The organism is Stenotrophomonas maltophilia group sp. vghtpe118, assembly GCF_052605195.1.
Genome location: NZ_CP199672.1, coordinates 2420258 through 2437799 on the forward strand (window position 1 = coordinate 2420258; position 17542 = coordinate 2437799).

A 17542-nucleotide genomic window follows, 5' to 3' on the forward strand; every position below is an offset into this window, starting at 1 on the left:
GGGCGTCCAAGAATGGGAATGAGCGGATTCTGACCGATCCGCCGGCCTCTGCGATAGCTGCGGGGTTCACCGCATGCCCACCTTCCCCCGGCGACACTGCCGAATCCGGACATAGCCGGCCAGCGGCCGGCACTACCGTCCTTGCCGCATGGGAGTTCCGCTTGAGCAATCCGCCCACCGCCAATGGCAATCCTCCGCTGGTCAAAGGCATGAACCGGCGCAGCCAGATCCTGCGCCTGCTGCTGCGCTACCGCCATTCGGGCGTGTTCTCCGGCATGAATCTGGACGCCGCCAGCAACCAGGCCGACGTGCCCGCCGATGGCAACCCGGAACAGTTCGTCAGTGACCTGGAGGCCCTGGGGCCGACCTTCGTCAAGCTGGGCCAGATGCTGTCCACCCGCCCGGACATGGTGCCGGTGGAGTTCGCCACCGCCCTGGAACGCATGCAGGAAAAGGTGGCGCCGATCCCGGTCGAGCGCATCCACGCCATCATCGAGCAGGAGCTGGGGGTGGGGGTGAACAAGCTGTTTGCCTCGTTCGATCCCGAGCCGTTGGGTTGTGCGTCGATCGCGCAGGTACATCGCGCGGTGCTGCACGATGGCCGCCAGGTGGCAGTGAAAGTGCAGAAGCCTGAAGTGGCCGCGCAGCTGCGCTCGGACCTGGAAGCGCTGCGCAGCTTTGCGCTGGCCGCCGATCATCTGACCCAGGTGGGCCGCCGCGTGCGCCTGCGCGACTGGCTCAACGAGTTCGCCAAGACCCTGATGCAGGAGCTGGACTACCACACCGAGGCCGAGAACCTGGCCCGCTTCGGACGGCATCTGCGGCCCTTCCGCCGCCTGTGGGTACCGCAGCCGATCTGGGACTACAGCAGCCAGCGCGTGCTGACCATGGAGCTCGCCACCGGCGTGCGTGTGGATGCGATCTCTGGCGTGCGCCGCACCGAGCAGGACATGGATCCGCTGGCAGCGGCGCTGATCCGCGGCTACCTGGACCAGATCTTCGTGCATGGCGAGATCCATGCCGACCCGCACCCGGGCAACCTGCGGGTGATGCCCGATGGCCGGCTGGCGATCTTCGACCTGGGCATGGTCGCGCACATGCCGCCGCGCCTGCGCGAGCGGCTGCTGAAGATCCTGTTCGCCGCCGTCGATGGCCGCGGCGAAGAAGTGGCCGACGATCTGATCAGCATCAGTACGCGGCTGGAGGCCTTCGACGAAGAGCGCTACCTGCGCGAGACCGGCCAGCTGATCGCGCGCTACGCCGCCAGTGGCAGTTTCTCCGAAGGCCGCGTGGTGCTGGACATGGTGCGCATCGCCACTGCCTGCGGGCTGCGCACGCCGCCGGAACTGAGCCTGCTGGGCAAGGCCCTGCTCAACCTGGAAACCGTGTGCCGGCTGCTGGCGCCGGAGCTGGACACGCGGCGCATCGTCGAGCGCCAGCTGCAGCACGTGATGCGCGCGCGCCTGAAGAAATCCCTGTCGGCGGCCAACATCGCCAGCGAGGCGATGGAGCTGCAGCAGCTGCTGCGCGACGGGCCGCGCAAGCTGTCGGACATCATGGCGCTGCTGGCCGAGAACCGCCTGCAGATGAAGGTGACCGGGCTGGAAGAATCACGCCTGATGGAGAACCTGCAGAAGATCGCCAACCGCGTGGCGGCCGGCATCATCAGCGCCGCGTTGATCATGGCTGCGGCAATGATGATGAAGATCGACACCGGCTGGCACCTGTTCGGCTATCCCCTCATCGCACTGTTACTGCTGTTGATCGGCGTGGTGCTGGGGCTGGGCATCGTTACCAGTGCATTGCTGTTCGATCGTCGCGCACGGGCGCGCGAGGAACGCGGGCACCGCTGATGCTTTGGCGAAAAGCCGCGTATTCATGCGGTTTTTAATGCAATCCAACGAAGCCTTTCACGCTCGTTTTACCTTCGCGGCGTGATTGCACGCGCATCCTTTCAACAAACATTTCAGTCAGCTTCGTGCATGCACTATCGGGTCATCGGCCTGTCATGTGGATGTGCTTGCAGCAGCGCCGGTCGGATGGACACGCGTCGGTACGACGTCCATCGCCACCACCCCGTCACTGCCGAAGCTGCCTATGCTCTGGATACTGCTGTTGTCGTTGTTGCTGCTGTGCTGGCTGTTCCTCGCGTCCGACAAGTGGGTGTGGTGGAAGGCCGGTGCATTCTCGCTGCTGTTGCTGATGCTCAGCGCGTGGTGGCTGATCGACAAGCTGTCCGGTGATGGGCTCAACGCCGCCACGCTTTATCACCTCGGCGCCGACATGGAAGGCGCTGGTGTCTCCGACTTCAAGGGCTACATCGCCGGCTTCATCGTGCTGGCGCTGGTCTCGCTGCTGCCGCTGTTTGCCACGCGGGTGAAGCGCTGGCGCCGGCCCGGCCACGGTGGCGCGCTGTTCGCCGGCTTCGCGACCGTGTGGGTGGCCACGATCCTGATCAGCCCGCTGGCCCGTGACGGCCAACGCCTCTACCAGCAGCTGCGCCCGGTCGATTTCGCCCGTATCGCCCCCGAGTACCAGGTGCCGACTCAACCGCTGCAGCGCCCGCGCAACATCGTATGGATCTACGGTGAAAGCCTGGAACGCACCTATCTGGACGAGGCCGTGTTTCCCGGCCTGATGCCCAACCTCAACCGCCTGGCGTCCAAGTCGCTTGACGTGCGTGGCCTGGCCTCGGCCGAAGGCAGCGGTTGGACCATCGCCGGCCTGGTGTCGTCAATGTGCGGCGTGCCGCTGACCACCTCGCAGGGCGACGAGAACAGCATGGACCGCATGGGCAGTTTCCTGCCCAAGGCGGTGTGCCTGGGCGACTACCTGAAGCAGCAGGGCTACACCAACCATTACCTGGGCGGCGCCAACGGCCAGTTCGCTGGCAAGGGCCAGTTCCTGGCCAGCCATGGCTTTGACGAAGTGCATGACCTGGCATGGTTCAAGCAGCAGAAGAAGATCGGCCGCATCCACTACTCGGCCTGGGGCGTGCACGACGACGTGCTGCTGGACACCGCCTACCAGCGCTTCGAGCAGCTCTCGCGCGCCGGTTCACCGTTCATGCTGACCACGCTGACCATGGACACCCACCACCCGGCGGGCCACCTGCCGGTGTCGTGCAAGGGCGAGCGCTACCGGAGCGGGTACGGCAACATCGGCCTGCTCAATGCACTCAAGTGCACCGACCGCCTGATCTCACAGCTGGTCGAGCGCATCCAGGCCAGCCCGTATGGGAAGGACACGCTGATCGTGATCGCCTCCGACCACCTGGCGATGCCCAACGATCTCAGCCACGTGCTGGCCAAGCAGAAGCGCGAGAACCTGCTGCTGTTCCTTGGCGACGGCATTGCCCCGCAGCAGCTCAGTGCCGACGCTGGCACCACCCTGGATTCCGGTGCGACCCTGCTCAGCCTGCTGGACCCGAACCTGAAGACGATGGGCTTTGGCCGTTCGCTGATCGACCCGCAGCGCGCGCCCAGCGCCAGCGTGGCCGCACGCCGCGATAATGGCCGCGACTACCCGCAGTACCTGGCCTTCGCCCGTTCGCTGTGGCTGGGCCAGCCGACCCGCGAGCTGAAGATCGATGGCGATGACCAGGTGGTCGTTGGCCTGCAGCACGTGCAACCGCCGGTGCTGCTGGAGTACGACAAGGATTGGGGCCTGAAGTCCGTGTATCTGGAAAACACCTCGCGCCAGTTCGATGATGCCAACCCGGACAACACCCTGGCCTACGTCGACCGTTGTACCGCGTTCGAGGACGGCTCGGCCGACGGCGACTGGTGCGCCCTGCTCGTCAACCGCGACAATGGCATCAAGCTGTACCGCGACAACGACCTGCGCGGTGGCATCGCGGTGGATGCACCGCTGGATACGCTCCAGGGCCCGCGCCCGAGCGTGCGCCAGGCACACATGATCACCCAGAAGGGACGCCGTACGCGTGCCGGCCAGTACATGCTGCAACTGGTGGCGAGCACTCGCCCGGACCGCGGCTTCTGGATCGAAGCGGTGTCCTCGCAGCGCAAGGTGGTGCTGGCCCAGCAGTGGGTGCAGCCCGATGCCAACGGCAAGATCAACGTGTCGTTCGGGCTGGATCACGAAGTGGACGATCTGGAGATCCGCGCGTGGTTGAACCACGCCGAGAAGCTGGCGGTGGATACATTCGCACTGGTGCCCTCGCGCAGCCGACCGCGGGGGTAGGGCTATTTGCAGGGCTGCGCCCTGCCGCCCGTGGTAGTGCCGGCCGCTGGCCGGCAACCTCAGAAGCAACAGCAACAGCTGGCATTCCGTGGGATGGCGGGGCGGTGTGGGTTGGCAGGACACGCCGTAAACCCGTCCATGGGGCTCGATGGCGCCATCCATGGCGCCAACGGTCCTGCCAACCCACACCGCCCCACCTTTGACAGATTCCGTGTGCTGTCGGTAGGTGTCGACCTTGGTCGACACTTTTGTCAGATATCGAAATCAATCTGGGGTCAGATCCGTTTTCCTCCGGAAAACGGATCTGACCCCAAAAGCAATTCCAACAGATCGCGGAAATCTGTCGAAGGCGGGGCGGTGCCGGAGTGTGGGGTGTCAGCCGCATGGATGCGGCTGCCAAGCCTCCATGGAAGGATTCACGGCGTCCCCGCACTCCGGCACCGCCCCGCCATCCCACGGAATGCACGCTGTTGCTGTTGCTGTTGCTGTTGCTGTTGCTGCTGAGCTTGCCGGCCAGCGGCCGGCACTACTGCGGATCGCGGATGATGTGGATGTCGGTCGGGGTCGACAGCGGAATGTTCCGCTCGGCCAGGATCTGCAGCAGGCTGAAGTACAGGTCGCTGCGGGTGGCGTACACCTGCCGCGGGCTGGCAACGTAAGCGAAGCTGTTGATGGTGATCTGGCCACCGGCAATGCTGTCGATGTAGACCGTCGGTGCCGGCTGTTTCAGCACATTCGTGTGCGCGGTGTACGCATCCAGCAGCGCCTGCCGCAGATTGCCGACATCCGTGCTGGGCGGCACCGCGAACTGGATCTGGATGCGGCCCTGGTTGTTGCCCATCGTCATGTTGCGCACGGTCTTGGTGACCAGCTCGGAGTTGGGCACGATCAACGTCGACTTGTCGCCCACCTGGATCTCGGTCGAACGCAGGCTGATGCGGCGGATGTCGCCCTCCTGGTCACCCAGCTTCACCCAGTCACCGATCTTCACCGGCCGCTCGGCCAGCAGGATCAGGCCGGAGACGAAGTTCTGGGTGATCACCTGCAGGCCGAAACCGATACCCACCGACAGCGCGCTGACCAGCAGGGCCAGCTTGCTCAGCTGCAGCCCCATCGCGCTCAGCGCCCAGATCACCGCGATGATGATCCCCACATAGCGGGCAACGGTACTCACCGAATTGCGCGCGCCCAGGTCCAGCTCGGTCTTGGGCAGGTAGGTGTCGGTCAGCCAGCGCTGTACCAGCTGGGTAACGGCCAGGCCAGCCAGCAGCACCAGCACCGCCAGCACGATGCGCACCGGCTCCAGCTTGGTTCCGCCAATGTCGAATCCAGACGTGAACAGCGAGGAGAAGCGCTCCACCACCGCGCCGATGTTGCCGAACGGTGCCACCAACGCCAGCAGCGCGATCAGTACGACGATGGTGCGCAACGCCGCCGACAGCAGCACGCCCGCCTGTTCCAGCCGCGATACGCTCAGGCCGGTGCTGAGCAGGATGGTCTGGCCGACCTTGCTGTCGGCGTTGAGCATCCAGGTGCTCAGGTCATCGACGAACTTGAACAGCAGGGTTGCGGCCAGCACTACGATGCTGCCGCCGATCAGCTGCTGGTTCACGAACTTGGCGAAATTCAGGTAGCCCAGCAACGTGGCAACGATGGCGGCCACCACCGCGATGTTGCCCGCTACTCGGGCAAGTACCAGCCAGCTGCTGCGGCGCACGGGCGTGGTTGCTCCCACGCCATCGGCCTGTGCTTCCAGCTTGGCCTCGGCCTCGGCGGTCTGCCGCCGATGCAGGCGCGCCAGGGTCACCAGCATGGCCATGATCAGGCCGAGGTAGGTCAGGGCAATCAGGCCGTCCAACGCCACCGTGGTGACGTCGCTGGTGCGCGTAGCCTGGTCGAGGGCCACCAGCACCGTGCTCAGCCAGGCCAGCACCGCCGCGCCCCAGGCATACTTGCGCAGCTTCAGCGCGGCGGTGTCGTCCAGGTTCAACAGCCGCCATGACGGGCGCTTGGGCACCAGCAGGCAGGCGCTGAGCGCGGCAATGAAGGCCGCACGGAAGGTGGCGGTCTCCAGGCCGTCAGCCACCACCTGCAGGCGCGGCGCGATGGCATCGATCGCATCCAGCGCCGCCATCAGCACCACTACCGCATAACCGGGCAGCAGCGTGCCCACCAGCAGCAGCCACATCGCCAGGCCAGACCGGCGCAGTCGTCCATCAGGCGCGCGCTCGGACGCGGCGAACTGCCGCCCCAGCCTGCGCAGCCACAACCGCAGCGGGAACATCATCACCAGCGCGGCCAGCAGGCCCAGCAACGGCGTGCCCCAGCCATGGGCGCGGATGCCGGCGACCAGCGCGTCACGCCCCTGCTCGGCCAACGGCGCAACGCGCGCGATATCGATCGGCAGACGCTCGGCCACCTTGCTCCACAACGCAGGCGACAGCGGCGAGGCGACCTTCTGGCCCAGTTCTTCCGTGCGTTGTGCGGTGCGCTGCTGTTCGATGTCGGTCGCCAGCTGCTGTGCACGCACGGCACTGGCCTTGGCCTGGGCCACCGACGCGGCCAGCCCGTCGCGCTGCCTGGTTATGGCCCGTCGCTGCGCTGCCAGCTCCGGCGGCTCCGTGGTGCCCTCGGCAGGCGTTCCCAGCTGCGCCAGCTGCTCGTTGATGCGATCCAGCTGGGGCTGCAGTGCCTTTTCCAGTGCCTCGGCGTCACGCCGTGCCTGCGAGGCATTCTCGGACAGCATCGCCAGCGTCTCGGTGGCTTCCGCATCGCCACGCTTGCGCTCGACATCCTTCAACCGCGAATCGATGTCCGCCAGCTGCTGCTTGGGCGTGGGGTCCTCCTCCTGTGCCAGCACCGGCGCGGACAGCAGGAAGGCAGTGCACAGCAGCAGGACCCACCAGGGCCCCCGTGCACGGATCGATCGCAGGAAAGAAGACACGCAGCCACACCGGTTCGCGCGGACCACCGCGCCTGCGCGCGACTATACGGCACAGGCGGTAAACGGCGGATGGGGGACGTGCAGCAGTATCAGTACTTCAGGCGCAGCTCTTCCACGGTCGGCTGCTGCAGCGCGTACCAGTCCTGGAACTCTTCCTCGGTGATCTCATCGGGCGCATATACCGCCACCGGGTGCCACTCGTGGTCGGTCGGCAGTGGCTGGCGCGGGCCGGCTCGCAGGCTGTAGCTGACGCCCTCGTAGTCGACCAGGTCGTCGACCTGCGGCCACTGTTCGCGCGCGAACGCGGATTCACTCTTCAACAGGATCACCTGGTACATCGGCACCTCCACCTCGGTTGGATCAGGAAAACACGGCGCTGGCGGCAGGATACCGCCATGCCGGTGACAACAGGCACGTCGCATCGGCGACGGATCGTTCTGGACGCGGCCATCGCCCCGGCTTCACCCGCCCATGGCGAGCCCATCGGCATCGTGGAGGCCCGCCCCTGCCACGATGACCGATGACCGAGCACCCGCCGCTGAAGACCGTCGCCGACCTCAAGCTGCCGCGCTACCTGGGCACCTGGTACGAGATCGCGCGCCTGCCGATGCGCCACGAGCCGGAAGGCTGCACCGATGTATCGGCGCACTACACCCTGCTCGACAACGGCAACGTCGGCGTCACCAACCGCTGCCGCATGGATGGCGAGATCGAAGAGGCCACCGGCGAGGCCTGCGCCGTCGACAACGACAGCGCGCGCCTGGAAGTCAGCTTCCTGCCCAAGGGCCTGCGCTGGCTGCCGTTCGCCAAGGGCGACTACTGGGTGATCCAGGTCGCCCCGGACTACAGCGTCTCGCTGGTCGGCAGCCCGGATCGCAAGTACCTGTGGCTGCTGGCGCGCGAGCCACGCCTGGACGCGACCGTGCAGGACCATTATCTGGCCGCGGCCCGCCTACAGGGCTTCGATCTGTCCGAACTGATCCAGACCCCGCATACCGGCCACCCCACCGCCTGAGCACGACCACGCATGGACCTGAAAAGTGGCTACCCCTGGTGGGCAGTGCGCAACGGACTGCTGCAGGCGTTTCCCCCGCTGAAGCAGGATCTGCGCTGCGACGTGCTGGTGGTCGGTGGCGGCATCACCGGTGCGCTGATCGCCGACGAACTGTCCGCCCACGGCCACGAGGTGGCGGTGATCGAGCAGCGCGACATCGGCTGGGGCAGCACGGCGGCCAGCACCGCGCTGTTGCAGTATGAGATCGATACCCATCTGCTGGAACTGGCCGAGCGCTATGGCAAGGATGCCGCCGCCCTGGCCTACCTTGCCTGTGCTGACGCGATCCCGGCACTGGCTGAAGTGGCACGCGGGCTGAAGGAGGTGGACTTCCGCCAGATGGACAGCCTGTACCTGGCCAGCCGGCGGCGCGACGTGCCGCGACTGATGGCCGAAGGAGCTGCACGCCGTGATATTGGACTGGACGCGCGTTGGCTGGACCGCGAAGCCCTGCGCGAACGCTTCGACGTGGACGCCGGCGGCGCCCTGCTGACCCGCCAGGCAGCGCGGGTCGATCCCTACTGCCTCACCTACGGCCTGCTCAAACGAGTGCGCCGCCGCGGCGGCCATGTGCACGACCGCACCGTGCTGCACACGCTGAAGCCTGGCGCGCAGGGCGTAACCGCGATGACCGAGGCCGGCGCCACGGTCCGCGCCCGCCACGTGGTCCTGGCGATGGGCTACGCCAACCAGCGCTGGCTTGAACAGCGGGTCGCGCGCAACCGCAGCAGCTACGCCTTCATCACCGACCCGATCGATGCGGACACGCTGGGCCGGCTGCAGCGCACGATGGTGTGGGAGAGCGCACGCCCGTACCTGTACCTGCGCGCCACCGGCGACCGCCGCCTGCTGGTGGGTGGCCTGGACGACGCCATCGATATCCCGGCGCGGCGCGACCGGCGCGTGCAGCGCAAGGCCGACAAGCTGATGGATCAGCTCCTGCACTGGTTCCCGCGCCTAGACCCGGTGCCCGCCTTTTCCTGGGCCGGCACCTTCGCCGAAACCGCCGACGGCCTGCCCTTCTTCGGCCCGCACCCGCAGTGGGGCCCGCGGGTGCATTTCGCCATGGCCTACGGTGGCAACGGCATCACCTATTCGATGATCGGCGCCCAGCTGCTGCGGGCCCGGATCGAGCGGCGCAAGCATGCGCTGGAAGGGCTGTTCGGGTTCGGGCGGTTGTGACCTGCAGCCGGCCGCGGCCGGCTCTACCCCAATCCGGCGCCGACAGGCATCATTCAAGCAACCCCTGCTAGCGTCGGCCTGTACCGCCGCGTGTTGCGCGGCCACCTGTCCGCTGGAGCGCCGTCATGATCCGCCCCCTGACCCTGCTGCTGTGCCTGGCCCTGCCGGGAACCGTGCTGGCCCAGTCCGCCGCTGGCGCTACCGCGCCGCAGGCTGCCGGCCTGGACCTGACGCTGCCGCAGGCGCCGCTGCGCTACCTCAACGACCCGGCCCTGCAGCAGGACCCGCCGGGCACCTATTACGGCGACAAGAGCGGCCCGCGCGTGCACGACGACGCGAAGATCGCCGACGTCACCGACGACAAGGTCAAGGTGTCCGGCAGCTTCACCACCGGCATCGGCTATTCGAAGAACGGCGGCAACAGCCACTACAACGCGGCCACGCTGAATTTGAGCAAGAACTACACCACCGATGAGGGCAAGACCCACGGGGTCAACCTCAACATCCATGTGAGCGAGGGCAAGGGCCCGGGCTTCTTCGGCCCGTATGGCGGCTACTACGGCCGCGGCCCGGGCTATTGGGACTACCCGCCGCCGTACGGCTGGTAGGCCAGCCTCTGTAGAGCCGAGCCCATGCTCGGCTACGGTTGGCCGCAAAGCCGAGCATGGGCTCGGCTCTACAGAGGCCAACGTCAATCCAGCCAGCCATCGCGCTCGCTGTGCAGGATGCGGCCGTCGTAACCGCTCAGGCGCACCTCCACCTTCTGGTTGCGGGCATTGCGGGCTTCCAGCGACCAGGTCGCCCCATCGCGTTCCAGCGAATGGATCTCGCGCAGGCCATGCGACTGCGCCCGTGCCAGCACCTGCTCGGTGGTCAGCAGCGCGCGGCCGCTGTGCTCATCGAAGATCTCGCCGGTCTTCGGGTCCACGTAGACTTCGCTGAAGCGGCCATCGGCGCGGCTCACGTCGGCTTCCCACAGGCCGTCATCGCGTTCGATCTCGTGGATCTGGGTGTAGCCGGCCTTGCGCAGGGTCTGTTCGACCTGGGCCATGCCCAGCGGTGCGGCCTGTGCGGCCGGTGCAATGGCCAGCAGGGCAACGGTGGCGAGGGTGAGCGACTTCAACATGGGGGTTCTCCTGTTCGTGTTCGTGGCCGGACCATCCCGGCAACGCCACGATGCATGCCTCGGTTAACAGCGCCTTAGCCATGGCTGTTAGCCGGCTGTTAGTCATCCCCGGCACACTCGCGCCTGAACCCCTCCTTCTTTCTTTCTGCACCCGCATGCTTCCCACCCTGCCCCTGCTGCTGGCCCTGGCCGGCTCCCCGATCGCCGCCGCGCCCGTACAGGACCCGGCGCAGCAGGTCGCGCGCCGTGCCGTGCAGCAGGGCCGCTACGTGCCGCTGGAAAGCGTGGTGCGCGATGCGCTCAAGCGCTACCCGGGCCAGCTCCTGGAAGTGGAGCTGGACGACGGCGTCTACGAAGTGGAGATCCTGCGCGGCGACGGCGTAGTAGTGGAGCTGGACTATGATGCGCGCAGCGGAAAGCTGCTGAAGACGGAGCTCGACGACTGATGCGCATCCTGTTGGCCGAAGACGATGCCGCACTGGCACAGCGCCTGGTGCCCCTGCTGGAACAGGCCGGCTATGTGGTGGCGGTGGTCGCTGACGGCCGCCAGGCCGAGGAGATCGGCCAGGTCGAAGACCTGCAGGCCGCCATCGTCGACTTGGGCCTGCCCGGGCTGGACGGACTGAGCATGATCGAGCGCTGGCGCGGCAATGGCCGCAGCTTTCCGGTGCTGGTGCTGACCGCGCGGGCGCGCTGGCACGACAAGCTGGCTGGCTTCGATGCCGGCGCCGACGACTACCTGACCAAACCGTTCCAGGCCGACGAACTGGTGCTGCGGCTGCGTGCACTGATCCGTCGCAGCCATGGCCACGCCAGCCCGCGCCTGCACTGCGGCCCGCTGCAGCTGGACGTCAACGCCGGCCGCTTTGAGCTGGATGGGCAGGCGCTGCCGCTCAGTCCGCAGGAGTTCCGCCTGCTCAGCTACTTCATCCATCACAGCGGACAGGTGATCGGCCGCGACCGGCTGGGCGATCAGGTGTTCGACGGTGGCCACGACCCGGACTCCAATGCACTGGACGTGCTGCTCGGACGCGTGCGACGCAAGCTCGGCATCGACCTGATCCAGACCGTGCGCGGCCAGGGCTGGCGGCTGGCCGCGCCGTGAGCCGGCAACCATCGCTGCGACGGCGCCTGCTGCTGGCCGGCGGCGTCGGCCTGCTGCTGGTCTCGCTGCTGGCCAGCGCGTTGCTGGGCGAGCTGTTCAAGCGCAGCGCGCGCGACCGCCTCGACCACGAACTGCAGCAGGACATGCTGACCCTGCTGGCGCAGGCCGAAGTGGATGCGGACGGACAGCTGCGCCTGCGCCAGGAACCCAATGACGCACGCTTCCAGCGCGTGTTCTCCGGTGCCTACTGGCAGATCGCCGGTGCCGATGGCCGCGTGCTGCTGCAGTCACGCTCGCTGTGGGATGAAACCCTGCCGGCGCCGGTTGCCGGGCCGGCCACCCGCAACCTGCCCGGGCCGCTGCAGCAATCCCTGCGCGCACGCGTGCAGCAGGTGCGCCTGCCACGCGCCAGCGAACCGTTCGTGGCCGTGGTTGCCACTGATCGCAGTGCGTTGGATGCGGATGTCGCTGCATTCCGCAAGCGCACCGCCATCGCGCTGGGCGTGCTGGTCGCCGCCTGGCTGGCGGTGCTGGCCAGCCAGGTGCACTTCGGCCTGCGCCCACTGCATCGCCTCGGTGCGCAGCTGGAACGGGTACGGCGCGGCGATGCGCAGCGCATCGAAACCCAAGGGCTGGGCGCGGAAGTCGCACCGCTGGGGGAAGAACTCAACGCGCTGCTGGACCACCAGCAACGCATGGTCGCGCGCGCACGCACCAGTGCACAGGATCTGGCGCATGCGCTGAAAACCCCGCTGAGCGTACTGGCCACCGAAGCCGACGGCGATGGCGCGCACTGGCGGGCCACCGTGCGCGAGCAGAGTGCGCGTATGCAGGCCAGTGTCGACCGTTACCTGGCTGCAGGACTGGCCGCCGACCATCGCCAGCGGACCGGCGTGGCGGCCGTCGCTCAGGCGATGTGCCGGCTGATGGCACGCGTGCATGGCGAACGTGGCATCACGTTCACGGCGGCCGGTATCGAACCGGCGCTGCAGTTCGCCGGTGCCAGTGCGGACTTGGAGGAGATGCTGGGCAACCTGCTGGACAATGCCGGGCGCTGGGCACAGCGGCAGGTCCAGGTCAGCGCGGAAGCCGACGACGGCCAGTTGCGCATTGAGGTCCGCGACGACGGCCCCGGCCTGGCCGCAGACGCCCTGCAACGGGTCACCCAGCGTGGCGTGCGGCTGGATGAGCGCGTGGGCAGCAGTGGATTGGGGCTGGCGATCGTGGGCGATATCGCCGCCAGTTATGGCGGACGCGTGGCGCTGGAGAATGTACAGCTGGGCCTGCGCGCGACGTTGTGGCTGCCGGTGGGGTGAAACGACCAACCTGACGGTGGGTAGTGCCGGCCGCTGGCCGGCAACCACGTGGTCACCAGGAACACCCTGCGGAAGCCGGCCAGCGGCCGGCTCTACCAAGCGCCAATCCGACCGGTCGCCGTGCATCAAGCATCAACGGTGATGCATCCACCAGCAATCAATTGCGTCCAGCACGATGTGGATGATCAGACCGATGCCGAACAACCGCGTTTTCCTCGGTACGCACAGGCCCGCATAGACCGCGATGGCCGGTGCGGTGTGCAGCGGATGGAAACCAATGCTGCAGCGGTTCGGTGCATAGATCGGGTCGGCCAGCAGATGGTCCAGGTCGATGATCCAGCCCAGCAGCATCAACAACCACGCCGAGGCGAAGCGTTTGCGCCAGAACAGCGATGCCAGCAACGCTGGCACGGCGGCATGCAGGAACAGGTGGAAGATCGCGCGCGCGCTCATCGCAACGGTAGCGCCGGGCAAGCCCGGCGCTGTCCATCAGACCAGCGGTTCGTCAGACAGGTAGGTGTAACCGGTCAAGCCGGCTTCCAGCGCGTCCGACAGTTCCTGCGCGCGTTCCGGCGACAGCTGCGCTGCAGCCACGCGCTGCGCATAGGTCGCCCGCAGTTCGTCCAGGCGGTAACCCACGTAGTCCAGCATCACGTCGGTGGTATCGCCACGGCGCTGCTGGGTAATGGCATAGCCATCGGCATCGGCCAGCACTTCCACCGCGTCGGTATCGCCGAACAGGTTGTGGATGTCGCCCAGGATTTCCTGGTAGGCGCCGACCATGAAGAAGCCGATGCGGTAGCTCTCGCCCGGCTTCATCTTGTGCAGCGGCAGCGAGCTGTCCAGGCTCTCGTTCTCGACATAGGTTTCCACCATGCCGTCCGAATCGCAGGTCATGTCGGCGATGATGCCGCGGCGGTCCGGGGTTTCATCCAGGCGCTCGATCGGCACGATCGGGAACACCTGGTCGATCGCCCACACGTCCGGGATCGATTCGAACACGCTGAAGTTGACGAAGTACTTGTCGACCAGGCGCTCGTTCAGTTCATCCAGTACCGGGCGATGGCTCTTCTCGTCATAGCTCAGGCGCGCACGCACGCCGTGGGCGATGGCGTAGAACAGATCGTCGATGCGCGCGCGCTGCGGCAGGTCGATCTGGCCCAGCGCGTAGCTGGCCAGGCCTTCGGCATGGAAATGCTGCGCTTCCTGGAACAGCTCCACCGCCGGGCGCACGTCCAGCTCGTCGTGGATCTCGCGCAGGTGGCGGATCGCCGCCGGCTCGTCGTCGTGCTGGTCCGGCACGCGGCCTTCCTGCGCTTCTTCCACTTCCGACACATTGGCGATCAGCACCGCGTGGTGCGCGGTCATTGCGCGGCCGCACTCGGTGACGATGCGCGGCGGGGTCAGGCCGAATTCTTCGCAGGCATTGGCCAGCGGCTGCACGATGTTGCTGGCGTAGGAATGCAGGCCGTAGTTGATCGAGCAGAAGCTGCGCGAACGGGTGCCTTCATAGTCCACGCCCAGGCCACCGCCCACATCGACGTGGGTGATCTTCGCGCCCAGGCGCGACAGCTCCACGAAGTAGCGGGTGGCTTCGCGCATGCCGTTGGCGATGTCGCGCACGTTGGAGATCTGCGAGCCCATGTGGAAGTGCAGCAGGTTCAGGCAGTCGGCGTACTCGGTGTCACGCAGCGACTTCCACAGGTCCAGCAGCTGGCGCGGCGACAGGCCGAACTTGGCCTTGTCGCCACCGCTGTTCTGCCACTTGCCGGCGCCCAGCGAGGCCAGGCGCATGCGCACGCCCAGGCCCGGCTTCACGTCCAGCGCCTTGGACTCTTCCAGCACCAGCTTCAGCTCGGACGGCTTCTCGATGACGATGAAGGTCTGCAGGCCCAGCTTGCGGCCGATCAGGGCCAGGCGGATGTACTCGCGGTCCTTGTAGCCGTTGCAGACGATCAGCCCGCCCGGGCGCGACAGCGCCAGCACGGCCATCAGCTCGGGCTTGCTGCCCGCTTCCAGGCCGAAGCCCTCGCCGTGGTGGCTGGCCAGGGTGCCGGCCACGCCGCGGGTCTGGTTGACCTTGATCGGGTACACGGCGGTGTAGCCGCCGCTGTACTCCCAGTCCTGCTGGGCCTGGGCGAAGGCCGCCTGCAGCTTGCCCAGGCGCTGGCCGAGGATGTCCGGGAAGCGCACCAGCAGCGGCAGCTTGGCGCCCGCCGCCCGCGCCGCGTCGACCACCTTGGGCAGCGACACCACCGGGCCGTCCGCCCCGGTCGGTCTCACCACCATGTGCCCGGCCTGATCCACGTCGAAGTAACCGTCCGCCCAATGCGGGATCGAGTAGGTCTTGCGGGCTTGGTCGAGGGACCAATCGGTCATTTCAGTCGGCCTTGTTGGCAATAAAAGGGGGGGCATGATAACGCCTATGTGCCCACAGGTTCGTTATCATGCGCGCCCGCGCCCGTGACAGGTTCCAACCTGAACGGGCCGATCCGTCCGGATGTGGCATCTGTGCCACGCGGCCCCGCCCGCCAGCCCGGCTCCACCCCTCCGAACAGGACTGTTTTCCCATGACTGACAGCAACAACTGGTACATCGAACACTTCGAGCGCACCGGCTCGGCCATCGGCTACCGCATCACCGGCAAGCTGGACGAGGTGCAGTCGCCGTTCCAGAAGATCGAGATCTTCCAGACCACCGACTGGGGCAACCTGATGACCATCGACGGGGCCATCATGCTGACCAGCAAGGACAACTTCTTCTACCACGAGATGATCAGCCACCCGGTGCTGTTCACCCACGCCGCGCCCAAGCGCGTGGTGATCATCGGTGGCGGCGACTGCGGCACCCTGCGCGAAGTGCTCAAGCACACCGGCGTGGAGAGCGTGACCCAGTGCGATATCGACGAGCAGGTCACCGTGATGGCGCGCAAGCACTTCCCGGAACTGTGCGACTCCAACGACGACGCCCGCGCCGAGCTGCTGTTCGACGACGGCGTGGCCTACATGGCCAACTGCCCGGCCGGCAGCGTGGACGTGGTGATCGTGGACTCGACCGACCCGGTCGGCCCGGGTGAGGGCCTGTTCAACAAGGCCTTCTACGAGAGCTGCTTCAAGGCCCTGAAGGACGACGGCATCCTGGTGCAGCAGTCCGAGTCGCCGCTGATGCAGCTGGCGCTGATCAACGAAATGCGCACCGAGATGGGCAAGGCCGGCTTCGGTTCGTTCAAGACCCTGCCGTTCCCGCAGCCGTGCTACCCCACCGGCTGGTGGAGCGTGACCATGGCGCGCAAGGGCGACAGCAGCTTCGACTTCCGCCAGGCCGACTCGGCCGCCAAGGCCTTCAACACCCTGTACTACACCGCCGCGCTGCACACCGGCGTACTGGTGACCCCGCCGTTCGTGCAGGCTGCATTGAAGGGTTGATCCAAACAAAAACCCGCGCTGGCGACAGCGCGGGTTTTCTGCTTTCTGTAGAGCCGAGCCCACGCTCGGCTGCTCTTCGGACAGGTTGCGGTAAACCAAGCCGAGCATGGGCTCGGCTCTACAGTTACAGCGCCCAGATACCCGCGATCACCGCCACCACCAGGCCCCACTTGATCAGCTGGTAGGCCACCACGCTGCGCTCGCGCAGTGCCTTGGCCTTCAGGCGCACCTTGTAGACGCTGCCGAATGCCTTGTTGACGCCACCGGTTGGGTCACCCGGCAGGTTGGGCGAGGCGCCGCCGGCCAGCAGCGTGGCCGCCACCGCGCGGTTGAACAGCCCCGGCAGGCCGAAGCGCAGCGGGCGGGCGATGTCGCAGAACAGGATCACGCGGTCCTGCTGGGTCTCGTTGTGCGCATGGTGGATGTAGGTCTCGTCGAACATCATCCACTCGCCGTCGCGCCAGCTCTTCTTGATGCCGTCCACTTCGATGTAGCAGGCATCGTCGTTGGGCGTGCTCAGGCCCAGGTGCAGGCGCAGCGAGCCGGCGAACGGGTCGCGGTGCGGGCGCAGCTCACTGCCCGGCGGCAGCTGCGCGAACATCGCCGCACGCACATCCGGGATCGACTCGATCAGCGCCGTGGTCTTCGGGCACAGCGTCTTCGCCGACGGGTGCGACGGGCCGTACCACTTCAGGTAGAAGCGCTTCCAGCCTCGGCGGAAGAACGAATTGAAGCCGGCATCGTTGAACGTGCTGGAGGCGGCGATCTTCTGCGCGTCGCGCAGCGCCAGCGCCTCGTCGCGGATCATCTGCCAGTTCTGGCGCAGCGGCTCCAGCTGCGGGAACTCCTTGCCCGGGTCCAGGAACGGCGTGGTCGGCACCTTCGAGAACATGTACATGACCACGTTGATCGGGGCCATGAAACTGGAGTGGTCCAGCAGCTGGCGCGACCAGCGCGCGCGGACCTTGCCACGGAAGTGGATGTACAGCACGCAGGCCACGAACAGCGCTGCAATGACGATTTTGATGATCAAAGCACTTTCCTCCAGCCGCGGCCGGAACGGGAAACGGGGCGATGCACGGCCAGGCGGCCAGCACCGGTGGGGAACGCGGCAGGGGACGGGGACGTGCCGGAGGGGGGCGGCCGCCGATGTCGCGGGCTAACAGCTTATGGTCGGCAGGCCGTGC

General features: G+C 66.9%; 14 protein-coding genes and 1 pseudogene. 9 read left to right on the plus strand and 6 right to left on the minus strand.

The window, feature by feature from the left end; all coding sequences use genetic code 11:
• Positions 1-206: 206 nt before the first annotated feature.
• Both ACUDTM_RS11120 and ACUDTM_RS11125 read left to right on the plus strand, forming a co-directional pair.
• Positions 207-1853, plus strand: a pseudogene (locus ACUDTM_RS11120) (ABC1 kinase family protein); the annotation flags it as partial.
• 244 nt (positions 1854-2097) lie between these two features.
• Complete coding sequence (locus ACUDTM_RS11125; protein WP_151354837.1) at positions 2098-4203, plus strand: phosphoglycerol transferase I; 2106 nt, start codon at positions 2098-2100, stop codon at positions 4201-4203.
• A gap of 526 nt (positions 4204-4729) precedes the next feature.
• Here ACUDTM_RS11125 and ACUDTM_RS11130 read toward each other — a convergent pair.
• Both ACUDTM_RS11130 and ACUDTM_RS11135 read right to left on the minus strand, forming a co-directional pair.
• Positions 4730-7147 (minus strand): DUF3772 domain-containing protein, encoded by a 2418-nt coding sequence (locus ACUDTM_RS11130; protein ID WP_445391311.1) that lies wholly within the window; start codon positions 7145-7147, stop codon positions 4730-4732.
• Positions 7148-7236: 89 nt separating this feature from the next.
• A complete protein-coding gene (locus ACUDTM_RS11135) occupies positions 7237-7485 on the minus strand; it encodes a hypothetical protein (protein WP_005419952.1) in 249 nt (82 codons plus the stop codon).
• 182 nt (positions 7486-7667) lie between these two features.
• On the opposite strand from ACUDTM_RS11135, the gene ACUDTM_RS11140 reads away from it, so the two are divergent.
• The 3 genes from ACUDTM_RS11140 (at position 7668) to ACUDTM_RS11150 (ending at position 9991) form a co-directional block, all read left to right on the plus strand.
• Positions 7668-8162 (plus strand): lipocalin family protein, encoded by a 495-nt coding sequence (locus ACUDTM_RS11140; protein WP_005419954.1) that lies wholly within the window; start codon positions 7668-7670, stop codon positions 8160-8162.
• A 12-nt stretch (positions 8163-8174) separates the two neighbouring features.
• On the plus strand, positions 8175-9383 hold the full coding sequence (locus tag ACUDTM_RS11145; RefSeq protein ID WP_445391312.1) for an NAD(P)/FAD-dependent oxidoreductase: 1209 nt from the start codon (positions 8175-8177) through the stop codon (positions 9381-9383).
• Between the two features lie 125 nt (positions 9384-9508).
• On the plus strand, positions 9509-9991 hold the full coding sequence (locus ACUDTM_RS11150) for a hypothetical protein (RefSeq protein ID WP_061480247.1): 483 nt from the start codon (positions 9509-9511) through the stop codon (positions 9989-9991).
• 83 nt (positions 9992-10074) lie between these two features.
• On the opposite strand, the gene ACUDTM_RS11155 is transcribed toward ACUDTM_RS11150, so the two are convergent.
• Entirely contained in the window at positions 10075-10509 is a 435-nt protein-coding gene (locus tag ACUDTM_RS11155) for a PepSY domain-containing protein (RefSeq protein ID WP_072167930.1), read from the minus strand.
• Positions 10510-10664: 155 nt separating this feature from the next.
• Between ACUDTM_RS11155 and ACUDTM_RS11160 the strand changes: the two genes are divergently transcribed.
• Genes ACUDTM_RS11160 through ACUDTM_RS11170 form a run of 3 tightly spaced genes read left to right on the plus strand, consistent with a single transcriptional unit; the run spans position 10665 to position 12930 of the window.
• Positions 10665-10955 carry a PepSY domain-containing protein gene (locus ACUDTM_RS11160; protein WP_072167931.1) on the plus strand — a complete coding sequence of 97 codons (291 nt, stop codon included), beginning with the start codon at positions 10665-10667 and terminating at the stop codon, positions 10953-10955.
• On the plus strand, positions 10955-11614 hold the full coding sequence (locus ACUDTM_RS11165; RefSeq protein WP_353080610.1) for a response regulator transcription factor: 660 nt from the start codon (positions 10955-10957) through the stop codon (positions 11612-11614). The genes ACUDTM_RS11160 and ACUDTM_RS11165 overlap by 1 nt, the downstream gene beginning before the upstream one ends.
• Entirely contained in the window at positions 11611-12930 is a 1320-nt protein-coding gene (locus ACUDTM_RS11170; RefSeq protein ID WP_072167933.1) for a sensor histidine kinase, read from the plus strand. Before ACUDTM_RS11165 ends, ACUDTM_RS11170 begins: the two co-directional genes overlap by 4 nt.
• A gap of 132 nt (positions 12931-13062) precedes the next feature.
• Here the strand turns inward: ACUDTM_RS11170 and ACUDTM_RS11175 are convergent, their stop codons facing one another.
• A complete protein-coding gene (locus tag ACUDTM_RS11175) occupies positions 13063-13383 on the minus strand; it encodes a DUF6122 family protein (protein WP_445391472.1) in 321 nt (106 codons plus the stop codon).
• Positions 13384-13419: 36 nt separating this feature from the next.
• On the minus strand, positions 13420-15309 hold the full coding sequence (gene speA / locus ACUDTM_RS11180; protein WP_061480252.1) for an arginine decarboxylase: 1890 nt from the start codon (positions 15307-15309) through the stop codon (positions 13420-13422).
• Positions 15310-15500: 191 nt separating this feature from the next.
• On the opposite strand from speA, the gene speE reads away from it, so the two are divergent.
• On the plus strand, positions 15501-16355 hold the full coding sequence (gene speE, locus ACUDTM_RS11185) for a polyamine aminopropyltransferase (RefSeq protein ID WP_111008176.1): 855 nt from the start codon (positions 15501-15503) through the stop codon (positions 16353-16355).
• Positions 16356-16479: 124 nt separating this feature from the next.
• On the opposite strand, the gene ACUDTM_RS11190 is transcribed toward speE, so the two are convergent.
• Positions 16480-17385 carry an aspartyl/asparaginyl beta-hydroxylase domain-containing protein gene (locus ACUDTM_RS11190; protein ID WP_032954620.1) on the minus strand — a complete coding sequence of 302 codons (906 nt, stop codon included), beginning with the start codon at positions 17383-17385 and terminating at the stop codon, positions 16480-16482.
• Positions 17386-17542 lie beyond the last annotated feature (157 nt).